This window comes from Halomonas sp. YLGW01 (assembly GCF_014840935.1).
Taxonomy (GTDB): Bacteria; Pseudomonadota; Gammaproteobacteria; order Pseudomonadales; family Halomonadaceae; genus Onishia.
Genome location: NZ_CP062005.1, coordinates 2,793,748 through 2,813,957 on the forward strand (window position 1 = coordinate 2,793,748; position 20,210 = coordinate 2,813,957).

The 20,210-nt window shown below is 67.6% G+C and carries 23 protein-coding genes; 5 read left to right on the top strand and 18 right to left on the bottom strand.

Features of this window, described 5'->3' with window-relative positions:
* Positions 1–92: 92 nt before the first annotated feature.
* The 3 genes from pdxA to IEJ03_RS12780 all read right to left on the bottom strand — a co-directional run bounded on the left by pdxA (position 93) and on the right by IEJ03_RS12780 (position 4,619).
* Positions 93–1,130: a 4-hydroxythreonine-4-phosphate dehydrogenase PdxA gene (pdxA, locus tag IEJ03_RS12770; RefSeq protein WP_192035218.1), complete on the bottom strand. Its 1,038-nt coding sequence runs from the start codon at positions 1,128–1,130 to the stop codon at positions 93–95.
* Positions 1,127–2,119 carry a peptidylprolyl isomerase gene (locus IEJ03_RS12775; protein ID WP_192035219.1) on the bottom strand — a complete coding sequence of 331 codons (993 nt, stop codon included), beginning with the start codon at positions 2,117–2,119 and terminating at the stop codon, positions 1,127–1,129. The genes pdxA and IEJ03_RS12775 overlap by 4 nt, the downstream gene beginning before the upstream one ends.
* 67 nt (positions 2,120–2,186) lie before the next feature.
* Entirely contained in the window at positions 2,187–4,619 is a 2,433-nt protein-coding gene (locus tag IEJ03_RS12780; protein ID WP_192035220.1) for an LPS-assembly protein LptD, read from the bottom strand.
* A 189-nt stretch (positions 4,620–4,808) separates the two neighbouring features.
* On the opposite strand from IEJ03_RS12780, the gene IEJ03_RS12785 reads away from it, so the two are divergent.
* The 4 genes from IEJ03_RS12785 to speD all read left to right on the top strand — a co-directional run bounded on the left by IEJ03_RS12785 (position 4,809) and on the right by speD (position 8,034).
* On the top strand, positions 4,809–5,870 hold the full coding sequence (locus tag IEJ03_RS12785) for a phosphotransferase (protein WP_192035221.1): 1,062 nt from the start codon (positions 4,809–4,811) through the stop codon (positions 5,868–5,870).
* Entirely contained in the window at positions 5,867–6,538 is a 672-nt protein-coding gene (gene murU / locus IEJ03_RS12790; RefSeq protein ID WP_192035222.1) for an N-acetylmuramate alpha-1-phosphate uridylyltransferase MurU, read from the top strand. The genes IEJ03_RS12785 and murU overlap by 4 nt, the downstream gene beginning before the upstream one ends.
* Positions 6,539–6,660: 122 nt before the next feature.
* Positions 6,661–7,080 carry an OsmC family protein gene (locus IEJ03_RS12795; RefSeq protein ID WP_192035223.1) on the top strand — a complete coding sequence of 140 codons (420 nt, stop codon included), beginning with the start codon at positions 6,661–6,663 and terminating at the stop codon, positions 7,078–7,080.
* Positions 7,081–7,239: 159 nt separating this feature from the next.
* Positions 7,240–8,034, top strand: coding sequence for an adenosylmethionine decarboxylase (speD, locus tag IEJ03_RS12800; RefSeq protein ID WP_192035224.1), 795 nt, complete (start codon positions 7,240–7,242; stop codon positions 8,032–8,034).
* 87 nt (positions 8,035–8,121) lie between these two features.
* On the opposite strand, the gene coq7 is transcribed toward speD, so the two are convergent.
* From coq7 to phaR, 6 genes are all read right to left on the bottom strand, one after another.
* Positions 8,122–8,763, bottom strand: a complete 642-nt coding sequence (gene coq7, locus IEJ03_RS12805; protein ID WP_192035225.1) for a 2-polyprenyl-3-methyl-6-methoxy-1,4-benzoquinone monooxygenase — start codon at positions 8,761–8,763, stop codon at positions 8,122–8,124.
* A gap of 261 nt (positions 8,764–9,024) precedes the next feature.
* Entirely contained in the window at positions 9,025–9,366 is a 342-nt protein-coding gene (locus IEJ03_RS12810) for a histidine triad nucleotide-binding protein (RefSeq protein WP_192035226.1), read from the bottom strand.
* 40 nt (positions 9,367–9,406) lie between these two features.
* The gene (locus tag IEJ03_RS12815) at positions 9,407–10,279 is read right to left on the bottom strand and encodes a phosphoribulokinase (RefSeq protein WP_192035227.1); all 873 of its coding nucleotides are present in this window, start codon (positions 10,277–10,279) and stop codon (positions 9,407–9,409) included.
* On the bottom strand, positions 10,279–10,734 hold the full coding sequence (locus IEJ03_RS12820) for a thioesterase family protein (RefSeq protein WP_192035228.1): 456 nt from the start codon (positions 10,732–10,734) through the stop codon (positions 10,279–10,281). Before IEJ03_RS12820 ends, IEJ03_RS12815 begins: the two co-directional genes overlap by 1 nt.
* 55 nt (positions 10,735–10,789) lie before the next feature.
* A complete protein-coding gene (purD, locus tag IEJ03_RS12825; protein ID WP_192035229.1) occupies positions 10,790–12,076 on the bottom strand; it encodes a phosphoribosylamine--glycine ligase in 1,287 nt (428 codons plus the stop codon).
* An 87-nt stretch (positions 12,077–12,163) separates the two neighbouring features.
* Entirely contained in the window at positions 12,164–12,634 is a 471-nt protein-coding gene (gene phaR / locus IEJ03_RS12830) for a polyhydroxyalkanoate synthesis repressor PhaR (protein WP_192035230.1), read from the bottom strand.
* Between the two features lie 104 nt (positions 12,635–12,738).
* Between phaR and IEJ03_RS12835 the strand changes: the two genes are divergently transcribed.
* On the top strand, positions 12,739–13,452 hold the full coding sequence (locus tag IEJ03_RS12835) for a 16S rRNA (uracil(1498)-N(3))-methyltransferase (protein WP_192035231.1): 714 nt from the start codon (positions 12,739–12,741) through the stop codon (positions 13,450–13,452).
* Positions 13,453–13,529: 77 nt separating this feature from the next.
* Here the strand turns inward: IEJ03_RS12835 and IEJ03_RS12840 are convergent, their stop codons facing one another.
* The 9 genes from IEJ03_RS12840 to IEJ03_RS12880 form a co-directional block, all read right to left on the bottom strand.
* The gene (locus IEJ03_RS12840; protein WP_192035232.1) at positions 13,530–14,828 is read right to left on the bottom strand and encodes a lytic murein transglycosylase; all 1,299 of its coding nucleotides are present in this window, start codon (positions 14,826–14,828) and stop codon (positions 13,530–13,532) included.
* A gap of 144 nt (positions 14,829–14,972) precedes the next feature.
* Positions 14,973–15,440, bottom strand: coding sequence for a DUF3429 domain-containing protein (locus IEJ03_RS12845; protein ID WP_192035233.1), 468 nt, complete (start codon positions 15,438–15,440; stop codon positions 14,973–14,975).
* A complete protein-coding gene (locus IEJ03_RS12850) occupies positions 15,440–16,879 on the bottom strand; it encodes a DASH family cryptochrome (RefSeq protein ID WP_192035234.1) in 1,440 nt (479 codons plus the stop codon). The genes IEJ03_RS12845 and IEJ03_RS12850 overlap by 1 nt, the downstream gene beginning before the upstream one ends.
* Positions 16,876–17,028, bottom strand: coding sequence for a DUF2256 domain-containing protein (locus IEJ03_RS12855; RefSeq protein ID WP_192035235.1), 153 nt, complete (start codon positions 17,026–17,028; stop codon positions 16,876–16,878). The genes IEJ03_RS12850 and IEJ03_RS12855 overlap by 4 nt, the downstream gene beginning before the upstream one ends.
* Positions 17,029–17,187: 159 nt before the next feature.
* Complete coding sequence (mnhG, locus tag IEJ03_RS12860) at positions 17,188–17,595, bottom strand: monovalent cation/H(+) antiporter subunit G (protein ID WP_192035236.1); 408 nt, start codon at positions 17,593–17,595, stop codon at positions 17,188–17,190.
* A complete protein-coding gene (locus tag IEJ03_RS12865) occupies positions 17,588–17,857 on the bottom strand; it encodes a monovalent cation/H+ antiporter complex subunit F (RefSeq protein ID WP_192035237.1) in 270 nt (89 codons plus the stop codon). The genes mnhG and IEJ03_RS12865 overlap by 8 nt, the downstream gene beginning before the upstream one ends.
* Before the next feature lie 18 nt (positions 17,858–17,875).
* The gene (locus IEJ03_RS12870) at positions 17,876–18,349 is read right to left on the bottom strand and encodes a Na+/H+ antiporter subunit E (protein ID WP_192035238.1); all 474 of its coding nucleotides are present in this window, start codon (positions 18,347–18,349) and stop codon (positions 17,876–17,878) included.
* The gene (locus IEJ03_RS12875; protein ID WP_192035239.1) at positions 18,346–19,863 is read right to left on the bottom strand and encodes a Na+/H+ antiporter subunit D; all 1,518 of its coding nucleotides are present in this window, start codon (positions 19,861–19,863) and stop codon (positions 18,346–18,348) included. Before IEJ03_RS12875 ends, IEJ03_RS12870 begins: the two co-directional genes overlap by 4 nt.
* Entirely contained in the window at positions 19,860–20,207 is a 348-nt protein-coding gene (locus IEJ03_RS12880) for a Na+/H+ antiporter subunit C (RefSeq protein ID WP_192035240.1), read from the bottom strand. Before IEJ03_RS12880 ends, IEJ03_RS12875 begins: the two co-directional genes overlap by 4 nt.
* Positions 20,208–20,210: the final 3 nt, after the last annotated feature.

Below are 20,210 nucleotides of genomic sequence, written 5' to 3' on the forward strand. Positions count from 1 at the left end.
CTGACGGGTGTGGGGGCTTGCCGACACGGCAACCGACACGGATGGATGACGGGGACGGCCGCGGACGAAACTGAGCAGGTGGCCGAGGCCGGCTAGGCCTGAGTGCCACTCGCGGCCATCTCGGCCGCCAGGGCCACGGCGACTCGCAGGCTGCCGGTGTCGGCGATGCCGCGACCGGCGAGATCCAGGGCGGTGCCGTGATCCACCGAGGTACGCACCAGCGGCAGACCCAGGGTAATGTTGGCGGCGCGCCCGAAGCCCGCGTACTTGAGCACGGCAAGTCCCTGGTCATGATACATGGCCAGCACCGCATCGGCGTCATCGAGATGCCGCGGCGTGAAGAGGGTATCGGCGGGATAGGGGCCACGCACATCGAGCCCTTCGGCCGCCAGGCGCTCAAGCGTCGGGGTGATGGTCTCGAGCTCCTCGCGGCCCAGGTGGCCGTCTTCGCCGGCATGGGGATTGAGCCCGCAGACCTTGAGCCGCGGCGCGGCCAGGCCGAAGTAGCGTTTCAGGTCGCGATCGAGGATGCGCAATACACGGCTCAGCCCCGCGGCGGTGATGCCATCGGCCACCTCGCGCAGCGGCAGGTGGGTGGTGGCCAGCGCCACCCGCAGCGGACAGCGCGCCGGGCCATCGAGCTGGCCGTGCAGGGCCTGGTCGGTGGCGAGCATCATCACCACCTCCTCGACCCCGCAGGCATCCCGCAGGTACTCCGTATGGCCGGTGAAGCCGGCCTGGCCGCCCTCGATGATCACCCCCTTGTGCAGGGGCGCGGTGACCATGCCCTGAGCCTGGCCCTCGCGACAGGCGGCGATGGCCAGATCCAGCGTCTCGAGCACGTAGGCGCCATTGGCGGGCTCGAGTTCGCCGGCCCGGCATGGCGCCTTCAGCGCCACCGGCCACACCGGCAGCACCCCGGATTGCGGCGCCGGCGGCGTCTCGCCGGGGGTCAGCACCCGCAGCGTCACGGCGAGCCCCAGTTGAGCCGCCCGAGCCTCGAGCAGGTCCGGGTCCCCTACCGCCACCAGGGTAACGTAGGCCACGCCCTCGGCGGCCAGCTGAAGCGCCAGTTCCGGGCCGATGCCGGCGGGCTCGCCGGTTGTCAGCGCCAGTACCGGCGGCTTCATGATCCGCTGGCCCCGTTCAGGCGGTTATCGATGTAGGCGCCGGCGCGGATCTCCTGCAGCCAGACTTCCATCTCGTCGTTGGCCTTGCGCTGGAAGAGGGTCTGGCGCACCTGATTGCGCTGGGTCGGATTGCGGCCCTGGCCGCCCTCGCGGTCGGCGAGCCTGACCAGATGAAAGCCGCTGGGGCTTCTGATCGGCGCGGAGACCTCACCCACGTCCAGCGACGGCACCGCCTGGGTGAAGATGCTCGGCACCTCGGCGGCCGAGCGCCAGCCCAGATCGCCACCGTTGAGGGCCTGGCCGCCATCGGATTCCGCGGCCGCCAGACTGGCGAAGTCGGCGCCATTGTCGAGCCGACGACGCAGGCCCTCGATCGTGGCACGGGCCTCGTCGACCTCGGCCTGGCTGGGCGACTGGGGCAGCGCGACCATGATGTGCGACAGGCGATAGCGCACGTCGCCGTTGGCGCCCTGCTGCTCCAGGTAACGCTCCACCTCGCGCTCGCTGATGGTGACCCGGCTGGCCACGCGGCGCTGCTGCAGCTGGCGCATCAAGAGCTCGCGACGCACATCCTCGCGCACCGCGGCCAGCGTCAGGCCATCGGCCTCGAGGGTATCGGCGAACTGCTCGAGGCTCATACCGTTGCTCTCGGCGATGCCACGCACCGTGCGGTTGAGCTCGGTGTCGTCGACGCTCAGGTTGGCGTCACGGGCCATCTGCAGCTGAATCTCCTCGACGATCATGCGATCCAGCACCTGCTGTTCCAGGGCCGTATCGCTGGGCGGCGTGACGCCGCGCTTGGCCAGCTGATCGCGGGCCCGGGCGACCCGGCTCTCGAGCTCGCTGTGCATGATTGCGCCCTCGTTGACCACCGCCACGATGTGATCCAGAGGCCTGAGCTGCTGGGCCAGGGCCGTCAGCGGGGCCGCCCCCAGGGGCAGGGCCACCATCAGGGCCATGGCCAGCGGGGCGATCAGTCGACTGCGCATAAGTACCTCTTTCGTGATGATGTCTGGAACGCCGGTATCGATGCCTGCGCGCCGCGGCGCCCAAGGCTCAGAAATCGGTGGAGCGGTAGCCGGGAATGGCCTGCTCGAAGTAAGTGTCCGCTTCCTGCCCCACCCCGCCGAGGCCCTTGAAGATGAAGCGCAGGAAGATGCCGCGATCGGTGTAGTCATCGTCGATGGAATCGGCGGTATCGTTGTCCTCGACCCAGTCGCGCCACACCAGCTGCAGGCCATAGCAGCAGTCATTCCACTGCACCCCTGCCAGACGCTCCAGGGAGCGGCTGTTGGTATTGTCGTACAGGTAGCGCCCGATCAGGTCGAAGCGTGCGCCGGTACTCAGGGCGAAGGAGACATCGAACTCCTCCTGGTCATAGCCGACCTGATCTTCCTCGTCATCGGCGGAGGGGTCATAGCCCTGAAGCTCCCAGCCATAGCCGAGGTTCAGCACATGGCCATCGGGGTGGCGATAGGCGAGATCCACGCCGCTGCGCTCGGTCAGGTCGCGTTCGGTATCGTAGAGCCAGGTGGAGCCGGCGCTCCAGGCCTCATTGATCTGCCACTCGGCCTTAGTCACCAGGGGCGTGCGATCCCGGGTGGCGCGATACCAGGCGTCATAGTCGCTATCGCGATCCGGCACGTCGTTCGGGTCGCCGTCCATGTCGATGGTGCGATCCTCGAAGTAGACGCCCATGCCGATGCCGAGATCGAGGCGCTCGCGGCCGCTGTCGTCCGCCAGGAAGCGGGAACTGACGCCACCCGAGAGCCGGTTCAGATCACCGACCCGGTCCGCGCCCGAGAAGCGATAGGGCGACCACAGCTGCCCCCAGGAGAAGGCCTTCTCGCTGGTATCGAAGTCGGGGTACTCCTGCTGATCCTCGGCCGGCACATAGGCGTAGTTGAGGCGCGGCTCCAGGGTCTGACGATAGTCGCCACCGAAGGCCGACAGCTCGCGTTCGAACACCAGGCCGCCATCGATGGAGCTGACCGGCACGCTGCGGGACAGGGTGGTGGCGTTGTCGGTGTCCCGGTTGCCATAGTCGAGCTCGTAGTGGGTGGAGTCCAGGGTGACCTTCGGCTCCAGGAAGCCCCAGCTCGGGTCCGCACGCCACCCCAGCGCCGGCGCCAGGTGCACCCGGCTGCCGTTGGCGGCTTCATCGTCGTCGATGTCGCTGTCCGTCTCGTCGACGTCGCGCCAGAAGTAGGTCGCGTTGGAGCGCCACTGCTGATAGACACCGTTGTCCTGATCCCAGCGCGCGTTGGCGGTCAGGCTCGGCAGGCGGTAGAAGGGCTTGTCGTCATCATCCAGAGGATCCTCGAGCTTCTGATACCCCTGGGCGCTGGCCTCGAGCTGCCACGTCTCGCCACCATAGCCGAGGCGCGCCAGACGCGACAGCTTGTCGGTCTCGGACTCGCCGAAGTCGCGGCCGAAGTCGTCGAAGTAGGCGCCGTCGCTGGCCGCGCCATAGGCTAGCTCGTAGCCGAGCCGGGAACTCAGCTGGCCCTGGTGGTGATAGTCCATATACCAGCGGGTATCGCCATCCTCGAGTGCCGTGCTGCCATCATCGTCGCCGGCGTTGCGATCGCGGGACAGGTAGGCGCCTTCCAGGGTGCCGGAGAAGTCCCGTTGCAGGTAGCGATACTCGCCGCCCAGCAGCAGGCCGCTGTCGCTGACCCAGCGCGGGGTGATGGTGGCATCCTGATTCGGAGCGATGTTCCAGTAGAAGGGCTGCGAATAGTCGAGGCCATTGCCGGAGACACTGATCGCCGGCCACAGGAAGCCGGTCTGACGGCGGTCATCGATCGGGAAGCGCACCCAGGGCCAGTAGAAGACCGGCACCTCCTGCACCTCGAGGCGGGCGTGTTTGGCAGTACCGAAGCCCGACTCGCGATCCAGCACGATGTCGCTGCCCACCAGTCGCCACAGCGCATTGCCCGGCTCGCAGGTGGTGAAGCTGGCGTCGCTGAGCTGGTAGCGTCCGTCCTCGAGACGGGCGAGCCGCTGCGCATCGCCCCGTAGGCGGGCATCGTGAGTCACGTAGTGGGCGCTGTCGACCGAGGCGGCATCGCTGTTCAACGCCACCTCGGCGGACGCGCCGCGCACCAGCAGGCCCCGGTCGCGCAGGGCCAGCGGCCCCGAGACCTGGGCACGCTCGCGCGCAGGGCCCAGCAACACCTCGGGCGCCTCGACCTGGCTGTTGCCGCGGCGCAGCAGCACCTCGCCGGCCAAGCGCACCGTGCCGTCCTCGTCATAGCGGGCGCTGTCCGACGAGGAGCGGATAGCCTCGGGGTTCTCACCGGCCGGCAGCCGGTAGTCCGGCATCACATAGTGACCCCGGCACAGCGCATCCGCGGGTGCCTCGTCGCCCCAGGGCTGCCAGTCGAGCTGAGCCGCCGGCAGCGATGCCGGCGGAGCCGCCAGGGCATGATTGCCGGCGACGGTGGCGAGACCGGCCAGGGCACTCCAATAGTGTCGCTTGCCCATCTTCCTCGCTGTCCTTGACGGGTGAAATCGGTATTATACAGATCGCATTCCGGCTGTCTGCCACCGCTCGGCCGGCACCGCTGCCGCCCGCCGAGGTCCCGGCGGACGGCGCGCAAGACATTCAGCATGTGATGCCCCGAGGAGAGCGTCAACCCGCACACCGCGGTCGGTATCACTACAGGAGAGCCCATGCCCCCGGCCGACCCCGCACGCCTCGGCGCCCTCACCGCCTGGGCCGCCGAGCAATATGGCCTGTCGCCCGACACCCTAGAGTTGGCCCTGGCCGCCGGCGACGCCAGCTTTCGCCGCTACTACCGCCTGACGCTGCCCGACGGCGCGACCCGAATGCTGATGGACGCCCCGCCGGCCCAAGAGGACAGCCGTCCCTTCCTGGCCATCGCCACGGCCTGGCAGGCCGCCGGGCTGCCGGTGCCTCGGGTGCATCATGCCGACCTCGCGGCCGGCTTCCTAGCGCTGGACGATCTGGGCGATACCCCGCTGCAGGAACGCTTCACCTCCCCCTCGACCACCCGCGCGGGCTATGAACAGGCCATCGCGCTGATTCATGAGCTGCAGGCCAAGGCCCCCGCCGACGCCCTGCCGGCCTATGATGCCGCCCTGCTCACCCGCGAGCTCGATCTCTTCCCCGACTGGTGCCTCGAGCGCCTGCTGGGCATCGCCCCGCCGCCGGGATGGGAGTCGCTGGTGGCGCAGCTGGTGGACAGCGCCCTCGCGCAGCCGCGTGTCACCGTGCACCGGGACTTCGATGCCATGAACCTGATGGTCCATGACGATGCCCTGGTGCTGATCGATTTCCAGGACGCCGTGGCCGGCCCGCTGAGTTATGACCTGATCTCGCTGACCCGCGGACGCTACCGGCGCTTCGACACGGCAACGCTCAGGCTCTGGCAGGACGCCTTTCGTCAGCGCGCCATTGCCGATGGCCGCCTCGACCCGACCGTCGACGCCGAGCGGTTCCACTTCTGGTGCAATGCCATGGCGGCCCAGCGCTGCCTCAAGGTGCTCGGTATCTTCTGCCGCCTGACCCTGCGCGATGGCAAGGCCGGCTATCTCGCGCGCCTGCCGCACTTCCTTGCGCATCTTGATGACAGCCTAGCGCCCTGGGCCGAGTTTGCGGATATCCGTCGCTGGCTTCACGCCACCTTCACCCCGGCGCTCGAGAAAGCGCTGGCGGCGCGAGGCATCGACGCGCCGACCAGTGAAGTAATGGTCCAGGAGACGACGGCATGAAGGCAATGATCCTGGCCGCGGGGCTCGGCAAACGCATGCGCCCGCTGACCGACACCTGCCCCAAGCCGCTGCTGCCGGTGGCCGGCAAACCGCTGATCGTTCACCACCTGGAACGCCTGGCGGCCGCCGGCATCGTTGATGTGGTGATCAACATAAGCTACCGGGCCGACCAGATCATCGAGGCGCTGGGCGACGGTGCAGCTCATGGCGTCAACATCGCCTGGAGCCGGGAAGATAGCCCGCTGGAGACCGGCGGCGGCATCCACAAGGCGCTGCCGCTGCTCGGCGAGGCCCCCTTTCTGCTGATCAACGGTGACGTCTGGTGCGCGCCGGATCTCACCCGGCTGCCCATGCTGAAGGACGACCTCGCCCACCTGTGGCTGGTCGACAATCCGGACCATCACCCCGAGGGCGATTTCCACCTGGATGGCGCGGGCCGTGTCCAGGCAAGCGGCACGCCGCGCCTGACCTTCGCCGGCCTCAGCCTGATCGACCCGGCACTCCTCGCCGATACGCCCCCCGGCGCCTTCGCCCTGGCGCCGCTGCTCAGGGACGCCATGACCGCAGGCCGGGTCGCCGGCCATCATCATCGTGGCCCCTGGGTCGACGTGGGCACGCCCGAGCGCCTGGCCGCACTGGATACCCGGCTGCGCGCCATGGCAGAGTGAGCGTCTCGTTACGCCTTTGGTGCCCCTTGGCCGCGCCCCTTTTCCTCAAGCGCCGTTCGCGTGGATAGCCATTTTACCTCAGGTTTTACCCCAGCTTTTACCCCAGATGGAGAGATAGCCTCATGAAAGCCAGCGTCAAGTGGACCGATGGTCGCCAGTTCGTCGCCGAATCGGGCAGCGGCCACAGCGTGGTGATCGACGGACCGCCCGACCACGGCGGCCGCGACACCGGTCCCCGCCCCATGGAGATGCTGCTGATGGGGCTCGGGGCCTGCACCTCCTTCGACGTGCTGCAGATCCTCGAGAAGTCCCGCGCCCCGATCAGCGACTGTGTGGCCAGCATCGAGGCCGAGCGCGCCGACAGCGTGCCCAGTGTCTTCACCAAGATCCATGTCCATTTCACCGTCAGCGGCCAGGGCCTCAAGGAGAAGCAGGTCGAGCGGGCGGTGGCCCTGTCAGCGGAGAAATACTGCAGCGCCTCCATCATGCTCGCCAACGGCGGGGTCGAGGTGACGCACTCCTTCACCATCGTCGAGGACTGAATTCCGCCAAAACACCCCGGAGCGGGTGCGCCCGTGCTTCGGGGTGTGCATAATACGCGCCTTTCATGCAGCCCCGGCCAAGTCCGCCAGCCATGTCGGCTTGCGCTTGCGACACCGCCAGGCATACCACGCACTCAAGCACCTGAGGGAGGCTCGGACGTGAGCGACAATCTCCGACTCCACGGCTTCAACAACCTGACCAGTTCGTTGAGCTTCAACATCTATGACATCTGCTATGCCAAGACCGAAGATCAGCGTCGGGCCTACATCGATTACATCGACGAGCTCTACAATGCCGAGCGGCTGACGCAGATCCTCAAGGATGTCACCAATATCATCGGCGCCCATGTGCTCAACATCTCGCGTCAGGACTACGAGCCCCACGGTGCCAGCGTGACCATCCTGATCGCCGAGCATGAGCTCGAGGATCCCGCGCCGGAGCAGACCGCCCCCGGCCCGGGCCCGCTGCCGGAGACCGTGGTCGGCCACCTGGACAAGAGCCACGTCACGGTGCACAGCTACCCGGAGTCCCACCCGGACAACGGCATCAGCACCTTCCGTCTGGACATCGATGTCTCGACCTGCGGCATGATCAGCCCGCTCAAGGCGCTGAACTACCTGATCCACAGCTTCGATTCCGACATCGTCACCATGGACTACCGGGTGCGGGGCTTCACCCGCGACGTCGACGGCAAGAAGCTGTTCATCGACCACGACATCACCTCGATCCAGGACTACCTGGCCGAGGACACCAAGAACGCCTACCAGATGGTCGACGTGAACGTGTATCAGGAAAACATGTTCCACACCAAGATGTTGCTGAAGGACTTCGAGCTCGACAATTACCTGTTCGGCACCTCGCGCCGGGACCTGACCTTCGAGGAGGCGCGCGACATCGAGAGCCGCCTGCGCAAGGAGATGCTCGAGATCTTCTACTCGCGCAACATGGACTGACGAGCACTCGCCCCCGCGACACGCTCTCATGACGACGCCCCGCCAGGCTGCCTGGCGGGGCGTCGTCTGTGGGCAGTACGGTAAGCGTCAGAGCCGATAGACGCTGGTGGTCATCAGCTTGGAGACCAGCCGCATGCCGGCCTTGACCGGGGCCGGGAACTCGGCGCCACCGGCTTCCAGCGCCCAGCGTTCGTGATGGGCCTCGTCCTCACGCATCTTCTCGAGCACCGCCCGGGAGCGGCGATCTCCCGCCGGCAAGGCCTCCAGGTGCTCGTCCAGGTGCTCACCAACCTGCTCCTCGGTGGCGGCCACGAAGCCCAGGCTCACCCGGTCGCCCACCGCCCCGGCCACGGCGCCCAGCCCGAAGGAGGCGCCGTAGAAGAGCGGGTTGAGCAGGCTGGTGCGGCCGTCGAGCTCCTCGAGACGGGCATCGCACCAGGCCAGGTGATCGATCTCCTCCTGGGCGGCCTGCTCCATCTGGCTGCGAATATCGGGCAGCTTGGCGGTCAGCCCCTGCCCCTGGTAGAGGGCCTGGGCACAGACCTCGCCGGTGTGGTTGATGCGCATCAGGCCCACGGCGTGGGCGCGCTCGGTCTCGTCGAGCGCGCCGTCCTGCACCCCCGCCGCCGGGCTCGGCCGCGACGGCTGAGCGGCGTGGGGCACCAGGGTGCGAAGAATGGTATCGAACTGCTGGATCAGGTGATCGTTGCGGGAAAACTGGCGGTTCATAGGGCCCCCGTGGATGACATCTCTAGTCTACCCGAGCCGCGACGCGACCAGAAGTTCCGGCCCGCGACGAACTGCCCGACTCCTCTCCAACGCCTCGACCGACCTCATGCACCCCGGGTCCTGATCCCCCGCGATTACAGACCCGCCCGGCTAATGCAAAAGGCCCGGGGGAGTTCCCCGGGCCAAGCACCGATGCATCGGACTCGTCTGCGCCTCGACAGGCCCGCGGCCTGATACCGGCTACCGGCTACCGGTTTCCCGCTACCCCGCCGGCCAAGTGAAGTCGCGACCGCCCATCAGATGCATATGGACATGATAGACCGTCTGGCCGCCACGCTCATTGCAGTTCATCACCACCCGATAGCCCTCGTCGGCGAAGCCCGCCTGCTTGGCCAGCGAGGCGGCAGTGAACTGCAGCCGGCCGATCAGCGCCAGGTCCTCCTCGGCGATATCGTTGAGGGTCGGGATATGACGCTTGGGAATCACCAGCTGATGCGTGGGCGCCTGGGGGCTGATGTCGTTGAAGGCCAGCACCTCATCGTCTTCATAGACGATATCGGCGGGAATCTCGCGGTTGATGATCTTGCAGAACAGGCAATCCATGGTGCCCCTCCCTTCTGGAACGGTCGGTGGTGGTCGGCCTTCAGCGGAAGCGCCGCTGGGCCAGCAGGTGGCGGACCAGTGGGCCCAGGATCAGCTCCATGGCCAACGGCATGCGCGCCCCGGGCACCACCAGGGTGTGGGGGCGGCTCATGAAGGCATCCTGAATCATCGCCAGCAGGTAGGGGAAGTCCACCGTGGAAGGATCGCGGAAGCGAATCACCACGAAGGACTCGGCGTCGGTGGGGATGTCCTGGACCTCGAAGGGGTTGGAGGTATCCACCGTGGGCACCCGCTGGAAATTGATGTGGCTGCGCGAGAACTGCGGCTGGATATAGCGCACATAGTCGTGCATCCGCCCGAGGATGGTGTCGATCACCGCCTCCTGAGAGTAGCCCCGCAGCTTGGTGTCGCGATCGATCTTCTGGATCCACTCGAGGTTCATGGTCGGCGCCACCCCCACCAGCAGGTCGACGTGGCGCGCGATGTCGTGCTCAGGCGTCACCAGGCCACCATGCAGCCCCTCGTAGAACAAGAGATCGGTGCCGCTGGGCAGCGGCTGCCAATCGGTGAAGGTGCCGACCTGGTGCCCAAGCTCGATCATCCGCTTGTCTTCGGCGTGGATGTAGTGGCGGAAGGTGCCGGAGCCCTGGTCACCATACTCCTGGAACAGCGCCTCGAGGCGATCCAGCAGGTTGGCCTCCACCGCGAAGTGCGACAGCTCGTCGGTGCGCTCGGGTTCCTCGCGGAAGATCCGGGCCAGCTCGTCCTTGGTATAGCGATGGAAGGCGTCACCGTCGACGGTGGCGGCATGCACGTCCTCGCGGGTGAACATGCGCTCGAAGGTCCGGCGCACCGTGGTGGTCCCCGCCCCGCTGGAGCCGGTCACGGCGATGATCGGATATTCCCGGGACATCAGGCACCACCTTCGGGGCGAGGCCACGCCGGCGACAGGGCCTCCTGCACAGACTCGGGCACCGGCACCGGCTTGCCGGTGGCGGGGTCGAGCAGCACCAGGTTCAGTCGGGCGGTGGCCACGGGACGCTGGTCATGCTCGCGCACCACCCGGTGATAGACGCACAGCGCCTTGCCCTCGACGGGCGGAATCGCGGTCTCGACGATCAGGGCGTCGGGCCAGGCGGCCTCGCCCTGATACTGGATGGCAAGATCGGCGACCACACTCGGGCAGCCCTCCAGATCCCATTCCCGAAGCCCTCGGGAGGCCAGCGCCTCGGTCCTGGCCTCGTGCAGCAGCGATACCAGGGCATCGTGGCCCAAGTGGCGGCCGTAATTCATGTCGGTGATGCGCACCGACAGAGAGTGGCGATGCAGGATGGCGTCTGCCGGAAATTCCAGGCGTACTCGTGGCATGTCAACTCCCTGTCGTCGAAGCTCTCGTCGGGCCTATCGTCAGACCTGGGGGCGCTCAGCGCCCCCGGGCGATGGCGCGGAAGGCGATGTCGCGGCGATAGCTCATGTCCGGCCAATCGATGGCCGCCACCCCTTCGTAGGCCAGCGCCTGGGCATTCGCCACCGTGTCGCCCAGGGCGGTCACACATAGCACGCGCCCGCCGCTGGTCGCGACCCGACCTTGGTCATCCTGGGTGGTACCGGCATGGAATACCTTGCAGCCGGTATCCTCGGCGGCTTCGATGCCATCGATCACATCGCCCTTGCGGTAGCTGCCCGGGTACCCGCCAGCGGCCAGCACCACGCCGACCGCGGCTCGCTCGTCCCACTCGATGGTCGCGCGATCGAGCTCGCCCTGGCTGCCCGCCAGGCACAGCGCGGCGAGATCGGATTCCAGGCGCATCATGATCGGCTGGGTCTCCGGATCACCGAAGCGGCAGTTGTACTCGATCACCTTGGGCGCGCCGCTCTTGTCGATCATCAGTCCCGCGTAGAGGAAGCCTGTGTAGGGGTGTCCCTCGGCCGCCATGCCCTTGACTGTGGGCAGGATCACCTCGTCCATGATGCGCTGATAGACCGCCTCGGTGACCACCGGGGCCGGGGAATAGGCGCCCATGCCACCGGTATTGGGGCCGGTGTCACCGTCGCCGGCGCGCTTGTGATCCTGGCTAGTGGCCATCGGCAGCACGTGCTCGCCGTCGACCATGACGATGAAGCTGGCCTCCTCGCCATCGAGGAATTCCTCGATCACCACCCGGGCGCCGGCATCGCCGAAGGCGTTGGCCTCGAGCATGTCGCGGATCGCCGCTTCGGCCTCGGCCTCGGTCATGGCCACAATGACGCCCTTGCCGGCGGCCAGGCCGTCTGCCTTGATGACGATCGGCGCGCCCTTCTCGGCGAGGTAGGCCAGCGCCGGCTCCACGGCGGTGAAGGTCTGGTAGTCCGCGCTGGGAATCGCGTGGCGGGCCAGGAAGTCCTTGGTGAAGGACTTGGAGCCTTCGAGCTGGGCGGCGGCCTGGGTCGGGCCGAAGATCGCAAGCCCCGCAGCCTGGAAGCGGTCGACCACGCCCTCGACCAGCGGCGCCTCGGGACCGACGATGGTCAGCTCGATGGCGTGGTCGCGGGCGAAGGCCTCGAGGGCCGCCAGGTCGGTGGCCGCGATGTCGACATTGGAGACCTTGGGCTCGACCAGGCTGCCGGCGTTGCCGGGAGCCACGTAGACCGCCTCGACGCGAGGAGACTGGGCGACCTTCCAGGCCAGGGCATGTTCGCGGCCGCCGCCGCCGATGATCAGAACCTTCATCTTCAGACCTTGCTCGACTGATGGGTAGGGAGAATGCGCAATAGGTCGCGCATTATGCCAGAAAGCCGGCGGCCTTGTCGGGCGGGCTCAATCCTTGTCGCTGCCCTTGTCACCGTCCTTTTCACTGCCCCGAGGCCCCTGCTGGAAGGTCTGCTGCCAGAAGCGCATGTTTTCCTCGGCCATCTCGCGCATCATTTCCATTGGCGTATGGCGCATGGCCTCCTTCCACTGGTCCTGCATGCGCTGCTGCTGCTCCATCATCAACTGGGTACCCTGCTCCAGATACCGGGCCAGCGGCAGCGGCTGCGCCATGTCGTAGACGCGGATGAACTGGGCCAGCAGATCGTTGGAGAAGACCTCTGAATCGCCGCCGGCCTGTTCCTGTTCGATGATGATCGACAAGAGGATGGTGCGGGTCAGGTCCTCACCGGACTTGGCATCCTCGACGCGAAAGGGCACTTCCTCGAGGATCAGGTTGCGCAGGTCCTCGAGCGTCACATAGCGGCTCTGTTCGGTATCATAGAGCCGGCGGTTGGCATACTTGCGAATCACGCGCACGGACGGTGCTCCTGTTATCGGCTTTGCTGGTATTGTGCACCGCGTCTGGCGTTCTAGCCACCGTCGCCGTCTCCCTGTCATCCGCTGCGCGCCGCCGAGGCCACATGAACCTGATCCTGCTCGACCCCGCCGACCTGACCGACGACCATCACGCCTGGGTGCGCGACCCTCGGCGTCTTCGCCACCTGCGCGAGGTGCATCGCGCCCGCCCCGGCGATGAACTGACCCTTGGCGTGCGCGGCGGGGCCATCGGCCGTGGCCGGCTGGTGACGCTGGATGAAGACGGCGCCCGCTTCGCCCTCGATGCCCTCGACCAGGCCCCGCCGCCGGCGCTGGACATCGAGCTTGTCCTGGCCCTGCCCCGTCCGCGCATGCTGGCCCGATCGCTTGAGCACGTCACGGCTCTCGGCGTGAAGCGCATCACCCTGCTACACACCCGGCGAGTGGAAAAGAGCTATTGGCAGTCGCCCGAACTGTCCGAAGAGAAGATCCATCAGCACCTGGTGCTGGGCCTCGAGCAGGCCCGCGACACGGCCCTGCCCGAGGTACACCTGGAAACCCGCTTCAAGCCCTTCGTCGAAGATCGCCTGCCGGCGCAGCTCAAAGGGCGCACCGGCCTGCTCGCCCATCCCGGCATGGAGGCGGCCTGCCCCCGCGGGCTCGAGGCCCCGGCGACCCTGGTGGTGGGCCCCGAGGGCGGTTTCATCCCCTATGAGGTGGAGGCGCTATTGGCGGCCGGCTGCCAGGGCATTCACCTGGGCCGCCGTATCCTGCGGGTCGAGACGGCGGTCGTCGCCCTGCTGGCACGGCTCGGCTAGCTCGGTTCGACTAGCTCGGCTCGACGGGGCACGCACGGGTGAGCCGAGGCCTCCGGCAAAGGGCCGGCGGGCCACCCTCACTCCTGCAGCCGCTCGAGCAGCGACACCGTGGCGAAGCCGTCTGGCGTCAGGCCCTGGGAGGCCTGGAAGGCGCGCAGCCCGGCGCGGGTATTGGGTCCCATGATGCCATCCGGCGTGCCGGTGGCGAAGCCGCGGGCGTTGAGCGCGCGCTGCAGCTCGCGCACCTGAGCTCGGGAAAGCGGTGTCTCCTGGCGCGGCCAGTCGGCACGGATGCCCGGCTCCCCCGCCACGCGGCGCGACAGCGTGCCCACAGCCAGCGCATAGCTGGTGGCGTTGTTGTAGCGCAGGATAGCGCGATAGTTGCCACCGACCAGGAAGGCGGGGCCCCGGGCGCCAGCGGGGGCGAGGATCGACGCCTGGCCGAGCGTCGGCAGCGCGCCGCCGTCCACCGCGCGCACGCCCTGCTTAGCCCAGGCCTCGCTCGCGCGCCGGGTGGCGAGCTCGGTCTGGGCGTAGTCGAAATCGGGCGGCAGACGCACCTCGATGCCCCATGGCTCGCCGGCCTGCCAGCCGGCCCGGGCCAGGTAGTTGGCGGTGGAGGCCATCACGTCGGGGATACTGCCCCAGATGTCACGGCGGCCGTCACTATCGCCGTCTTCGGCATAGGCCAGGTAGCTCGAGGGCAGAAACTGGGTGTGCCCCATGGCCCCCGCCCAGCTACCGATCATGCGCTCCGGGGCGATATCGCCGGCCTCGATGATGCGCAGCGCGGCGATCAGCTCGCCGCGGGCGAAGTCGCGGCGGCGGCCGTCGAAGGCCAGGGTCGCCAGGGCGTCCAGGGTCGAGAAACTGCCGAAGTGGCTGCCGTAGTTGCTCTCCACGCCCCAGATCGCCACCACCACCTCGGCCGGCACGCCATAGCGACCGGCCATGCGCTCGGCGGTGGTGCGGTGCTCGGCCAGGCGCTCGCGCCCGGTGTTCACCCGGGTCGACGACACGGCACTGTCCAGGTATTGCCAGATGGGGCGCACGAACTCGGGCTGGGCCCGGTCGTACTCGAGAATCTTCGGCCGGTAGCGGACATCGGCCAGGACGCGATCGAGGGTCGACGCGGCGATGCCCTCGGCCCGCGCCTGGCGGCGGAAAGAAGCGAGCCAGGCATCAAAAGACGCCGGCCGCTCGGCGGTGACTGGCTCAGCGGACGTATCGCCGAGGGACGTCTCGGAAGACACGGATGAAGCCTGGTCTTGAGTCTGGTTTCGAGCCGAGTCTTGAGCCTGAGCCTGGCTCAGGGGACTGCCCTGACAGCCGGCCAGCGCGCCGAGCAACAGCGCGCCTACGAGGATCCTGCGCATCGCGGGTGATACTCCATCATCACGGGGGTAGGCAGGCATCATCGCGCAGATCCCCCTACGTCACCAGCCTTACCCACCCCGGCTTTGGTTCACTCCATCTAAGGCCCCGCACGGCGCACGCTCAAGGCTTCTCCCAACGCCTGCTCAGGACACTGGCCACAGGCGGGCGATCACCAGCAGATGGCAGACCACCACCACCGCGGTCAGAACGTTGCGCAGCCTGCGGTACCAACTGGGCAGGCCGGCCACGCTCGCCGGACTGGCCTCAAGGCCTCGCACCGCCAGGAACCCCAGCATCATGACCAGGGCCCCCGGCAGCCCGCCCCACAAGAGCCCCGGCCAGGCGATCAGGCTCGGGGCCATGCTCGCCACCAGTCGGCGGCGAAAGGCGGGGCTCGAGGGGGCATCACGGCCCATGGCCAACCCCCAATGGATGCCACCGAGGAAGGACAGGATCACCGCGCCGTAGGCGAGAAAGGCCGCCAGCGCCGGCACCTGCCAGGCAACCGGTGCCCACCAGCCGCCCAGGGCCGTGACCACGAAGGGGATCAGGCCGGCCAGGCCGAGCAGGATGGGCAGACGGGGCTCACCGGAGGGGAACAAGAGGCGCATCAGGTCTCCTTGGCAGGGTCATCGTTTGCGAGGACATCATGACGCCTGGCTTGCGGCATCAGCTCGGTCTCCCAGGCGGCAGGCATGACGCCGGGCGGAGAGAAGGTTTCGGGCGCCGCCCGCCAGGGCTGGTGGCGGGTGGCGCCTTGAGCCAGGCCTGTGAGCTCGGGTAGCCAATGGCTCACATAATCGCCAGCCGGATCATAGCGGCGCGCCTGCCAGAGCACGTTGAAGTAGCGCTCCCGGCCCGCCTCACGCCCCACGCCGGCCACATAGCCCCAGTTCCCCCAGTTGCTGGCCACGTCGAAGTCGATCAGGCAATGCTCGAACCAGGCCGCCCCCAGCCGCCAGTCGATGCCCAGATCATGAACCAGGAAGCTCGCCACGTTCTGGCGCCCCCGGTTGGACAACCAGCCAGTCGCGGCGAGTTCGCGCATGCCGGCATCGATGAAGGGCACCCCGGTCTTGCCGCGACACCAGTCGATAAAGGCGGGGGGCGGCGCGGGCAGCGCACGGGAGCCAAAGAGCCGATCGCCTTCCCCGCGGGCAACCCAGTGGAAGTAGTCCCGCCACAGCAGCTCGAAGATGACCCAGTAGCTCGACGCACAGGCACCCTGCTCCGCTTCCCAGGCGCGTACCCGATCATGGACCTGGCGCGCCGAGAGACAGCCCGTGGCCAGCCAGGGCGACAGCCGGGTCGAGAAGTCGCTGCCCTTGAGGCCGTTGCGGGTCTGCTTATAGCGGGCGATGGCGCCGCTGTGCCAGAGATAGTGCTCGAGTCGCGCCAGGCCGGGCTCTTCACCGCCGTGGAAGCGGAACTCGCCGCGGGCATCCGCCTGCCAAGCCGCGGCCTCGGGGCAGAGTCGCTTGAGGGGCGGCAGGCCACGGGGCGCCCGTTCCGGCCACAGGGGCAGGGTGACCGGCGCGGGGCTAGCCGCCGGCACCGCCCACCCCGCCTCCATGTGGCGACGAAAGGCCGAGAAACTGCTCGGCAGGGCCTCGAGGGCGAAGGGCAGCGCTTCTTGCTCGAACAGGGTGCCGCTTTCGCATCGCCGAAGGTCACAGCTCGCGGGCAGCCGTTCGGCCAGGCTCGACAGGTCGGCGGTCTCGTCATGACCGGGGGCGTCGCGCACATGAACGCGACAGACATCTAACCCAGCGGCAAGCTCCGAGATCACCGCAGGCGGGTCGCCGATGCGTACCAGCAGGTCGCTGCCTCGCGTCAGCAGCTCGCCTCGCAGGGCGATCAGGCTCTGCCAGAGAAAACTCAGCCGCGCCGGGCCGATGCGCCTGACGGTCAGCCCCGGTGCCAGAGGCGCCAGCCAGCGCTCGTCGAGCACGTAGACACACAACAACGAGGCCGGCGGCGCATCGAACTGAAACAGGGGGTTGTCGCCCAGGCGCAGGTCATCCCGCAGCCACACCAGTTCGGGGCTCACGAGGCCCTCCTGGCGCGACGCGCCTCGCGGCGGCAGCGCTCGCTGCAATGCTGCACCTCATCCCAGCAACGAGCCCACTTGCGCCGCCAGCGGAAGGGACGCTCGCACTGACGGCAGGTCTTGACGGGAAGCTCGGCCTTGCGTCGCATGCCACCCCCTTGGCCATGCCCGACGGCAGGCCCGCACAGTTGGACAAAAAAATATATAAGTACAGCTATTGTACATGATAATGACCGGGCAGGAAGGCATCACGAAGAAGGCCGCCCGAGGGCGGCCTTCACGAGGGCGAAATGCGACGAAGAGCCGGCTCAGCCGGCCTCATCGGACTCTCCGGGGGCACGGGCGGCATTGGCCTCGGTCTCCCGATGGCTGCTGAGCCGGTGGGTGACCGGGTCATAGTTGGGCCTGAGCTCATCTTTGATCGTGCCGCTCCACAGGCGCGTGCCGACGAAGTACCCCGCCCGCCCGATCACATGGGCGGCCACCGGTGCGGTCAGCAGGATGAAGAGTATGACCCCGAAGGCCCGGGCCACCACGGCCTCGACGGCGAAATGCAGCGCCACCGCCAGCATGATCAACGAGACACCGAGGGTCGCGGCCTTGGTGGTGGCGTGCATGCGAGTCATCAGGTCGGGCAGGCGCAGCACGCCGAGGGCGGCCACCAGCATGAAGGCGGACCCGGCCAGGATCAGGACGCTCTCGATCGGTTCAATCATCCCGCGGCCCTCCTCGCTCCAGGAAACGGGCGAAGCCGATGGTGGCCATGAAGGCCATCAGCGCCATGACGATGGCCACATCCAGCAGGCTCGGCACATCGGTGGCGATGGCAATCAGGCCGATCATGCCGACGAGGATCGCCGAGAAGAGCTCCAGCGCTACCACCCGGTCCGGCAGGCTGGGGCCTCGATAGAGGCGCACGAAGGCCAGGCACAGTGCCAGCGCCATCATGGCAAGACTCACAAGGATGATGCTCGACAAGGGACTCTCCTCCCGTCGCTAGTGAAACAGGGCCAGTGCCCGGCGCTCCAGTTCGGCCAGGCTGCGCCGAAGCGCCGGCTCGTCGTCCAGGAACATGGCATGGATATAGAGCACCTGCCGATCGTCGGACACGTCCAGGCTCAGGGTCCCCGGTGTCAGCGAGATGAGGTTGGCGACGAAGGCGATCTCGAACTCGGTCCTGGCCTTCAGCGGCATGGCGATCACCCCCGGCGTCATGTACCAGGGCGGCGTCACGATGTCATAGGCGACCTTGAGGTTGGCGGCCACCAGCTCCTTGAGGAAGAAGCCGATGAAGCGGACCAGGCGCGGCAGGCGCTGCGCATAGCCGGCCAGGGCCGGCACCTGAGGCTGGATAAGCGCCAGCGCCAGATAGCCGAAGACCAGCCCGGCCAGCAGGCTGCCCCCGCTGAAGTCGCCGGTGAGCACCACCCAGGCCACGCCGAGCAACAGGTTCCAGGCGGCTCCGGTCATGGCATCTCCTCCCCGGTTGCGCCTAGCACGGCCTCGATATAGCGATCGGGCGCCAGCAGCTGACCCGCAGAGGCCTCGGCCAGGGCATAGAGGGGCTCGGCGTTGAGGCCGATGAACAGGGTACAGAGCGAGAGCCCTACCACCGGCGTGGCCATCAGCCACATCTCCCGCTGGCCCACCGCCCTGAGGGCGCCGGCGTCCTCTTCCTCAGGCGGCGCCTTCCAGAACACCTCGGCCCAGATCTTGATCATCGAATAGAGCGTCAGCAGCCCCACTAGCAGGGCGATGAAGGTCACCCCATAGGCCTCTGCCTCGAGGCCGGCGCGGATGACGATGAACTTGGCGAAAAAACCAGAGAGGGGCGGCATGCCCGCCAGCGACAACGCCGGGATCAGGAACAGCACGGCAAGCCAGGGGTGGCTGCGATACAGCCCGCCCAGCGACTCGAGCCGATAGCTGCCCTGGAGCCGGTGGACGATGCCGCTGATCAGGAAGAGGGTCGTCTTCACGATGATGTGGTGCATGATGTAGAAGACCCCGCCGATGATCGCCAGCGGCGTGAACAGCGCCAGCCCCAGGAGCATGTACCCGATCTGGCTGACGATATGGAAGGACAGGATGCGCCGGAACTCGAACTGCGCCGCCGCCCCCAGCACCCCGGAGAGCATGGTCAGGCCGGCGCCCCACAGCAGAATCTCGTGGGTATAGCCCGGGCTTTGGTGAAAGATCAGCGTGAAGACCCGAAACAGCGCATAGACGCCGACCTTGGTCAGCAGGGCGGCGAACAGCGCCGAGACCGCCACCGGCGGGGTGTGATAGGAGGCCGGCAGCCAGAAAAACAGGGGAAAGGCGGCGGCCTTGATGCCGAAGGCCACCATGAACATCATCGCCAGGACATCGGCCATGCCGCCGTCCTCGCGGGTCGCCAGACGGCGGGCGATGTCGGCCATGTTGAGCGTGCCCACCATGCCGTAGAGCAGCCCCACCGCGACCAGGAAGATCACCGAGGAGACCAGGTTAAGCGTGACGTACTTGATCGCCCCTTCCATCTGCGCCTTCTCGCTACCCAGGATCAGCAACGCGAAGGAGGCCACCAGCATCACTTCAAACCAGACATAGAGGTTGAAGATGTCGCCGGTGAGAAAGGCGCCGGCCACGCCGGCCAGCAGCAGATGCATCAAGGGAAAGTAGCCATAGGCCTCGTGACCGCGTCCCACCGTCGCCAGCGAGAAGAGCGCCACCGCGAAGCCGATCATGCCGGTGAGCACCACCATGATCGCGCCGAGCAGGTCGGCCACCAGGCTGATGCCGAAGGGGGCCGCCCAGCCGCCCATGTGCATGACCTGGATGCCGTCGCCCCGTACCGTGGCGAGCAGCCACAGGCTGGTGACCAGCAGGCCGGCCGTCCCGGCCACCGCGATGAATCGCTGCATGCTGCGGGAGCGCCAGAACACCAATGAGACGGCGCCCGCGAACAGCGGGATGAGAATGGGCAGCGCGACCTGGGGCATCATGTGTCAGTGTCCTTCATCTGATCCAGATCATCGGCGCCCACGATCTCCCAGGCGCGACGCACCAGCACCACGGCGAAGGACAGCACCCCGAAGGCGATGACGATCGCCGTGAGCACCAGCGCCTGAGGCAGCGGGTCGGCCACCGCCGCCTCGGGGGCGGCCAGGCCCTTCGGCACCAGGGGCGGGGCGCCCCGCACCATCCCCGCCGTGGCGAAGATCAGGAGGTTGGCGGCATTCGAAAGCAGGATCAGCCCGATCACCAGCTTGACGATCGAGCGCCGCAGCATCATGTAGATGGCGGCGGCAAACAGGATGCCGATGGTGATAGCCATCAAGGGCTCCATGGG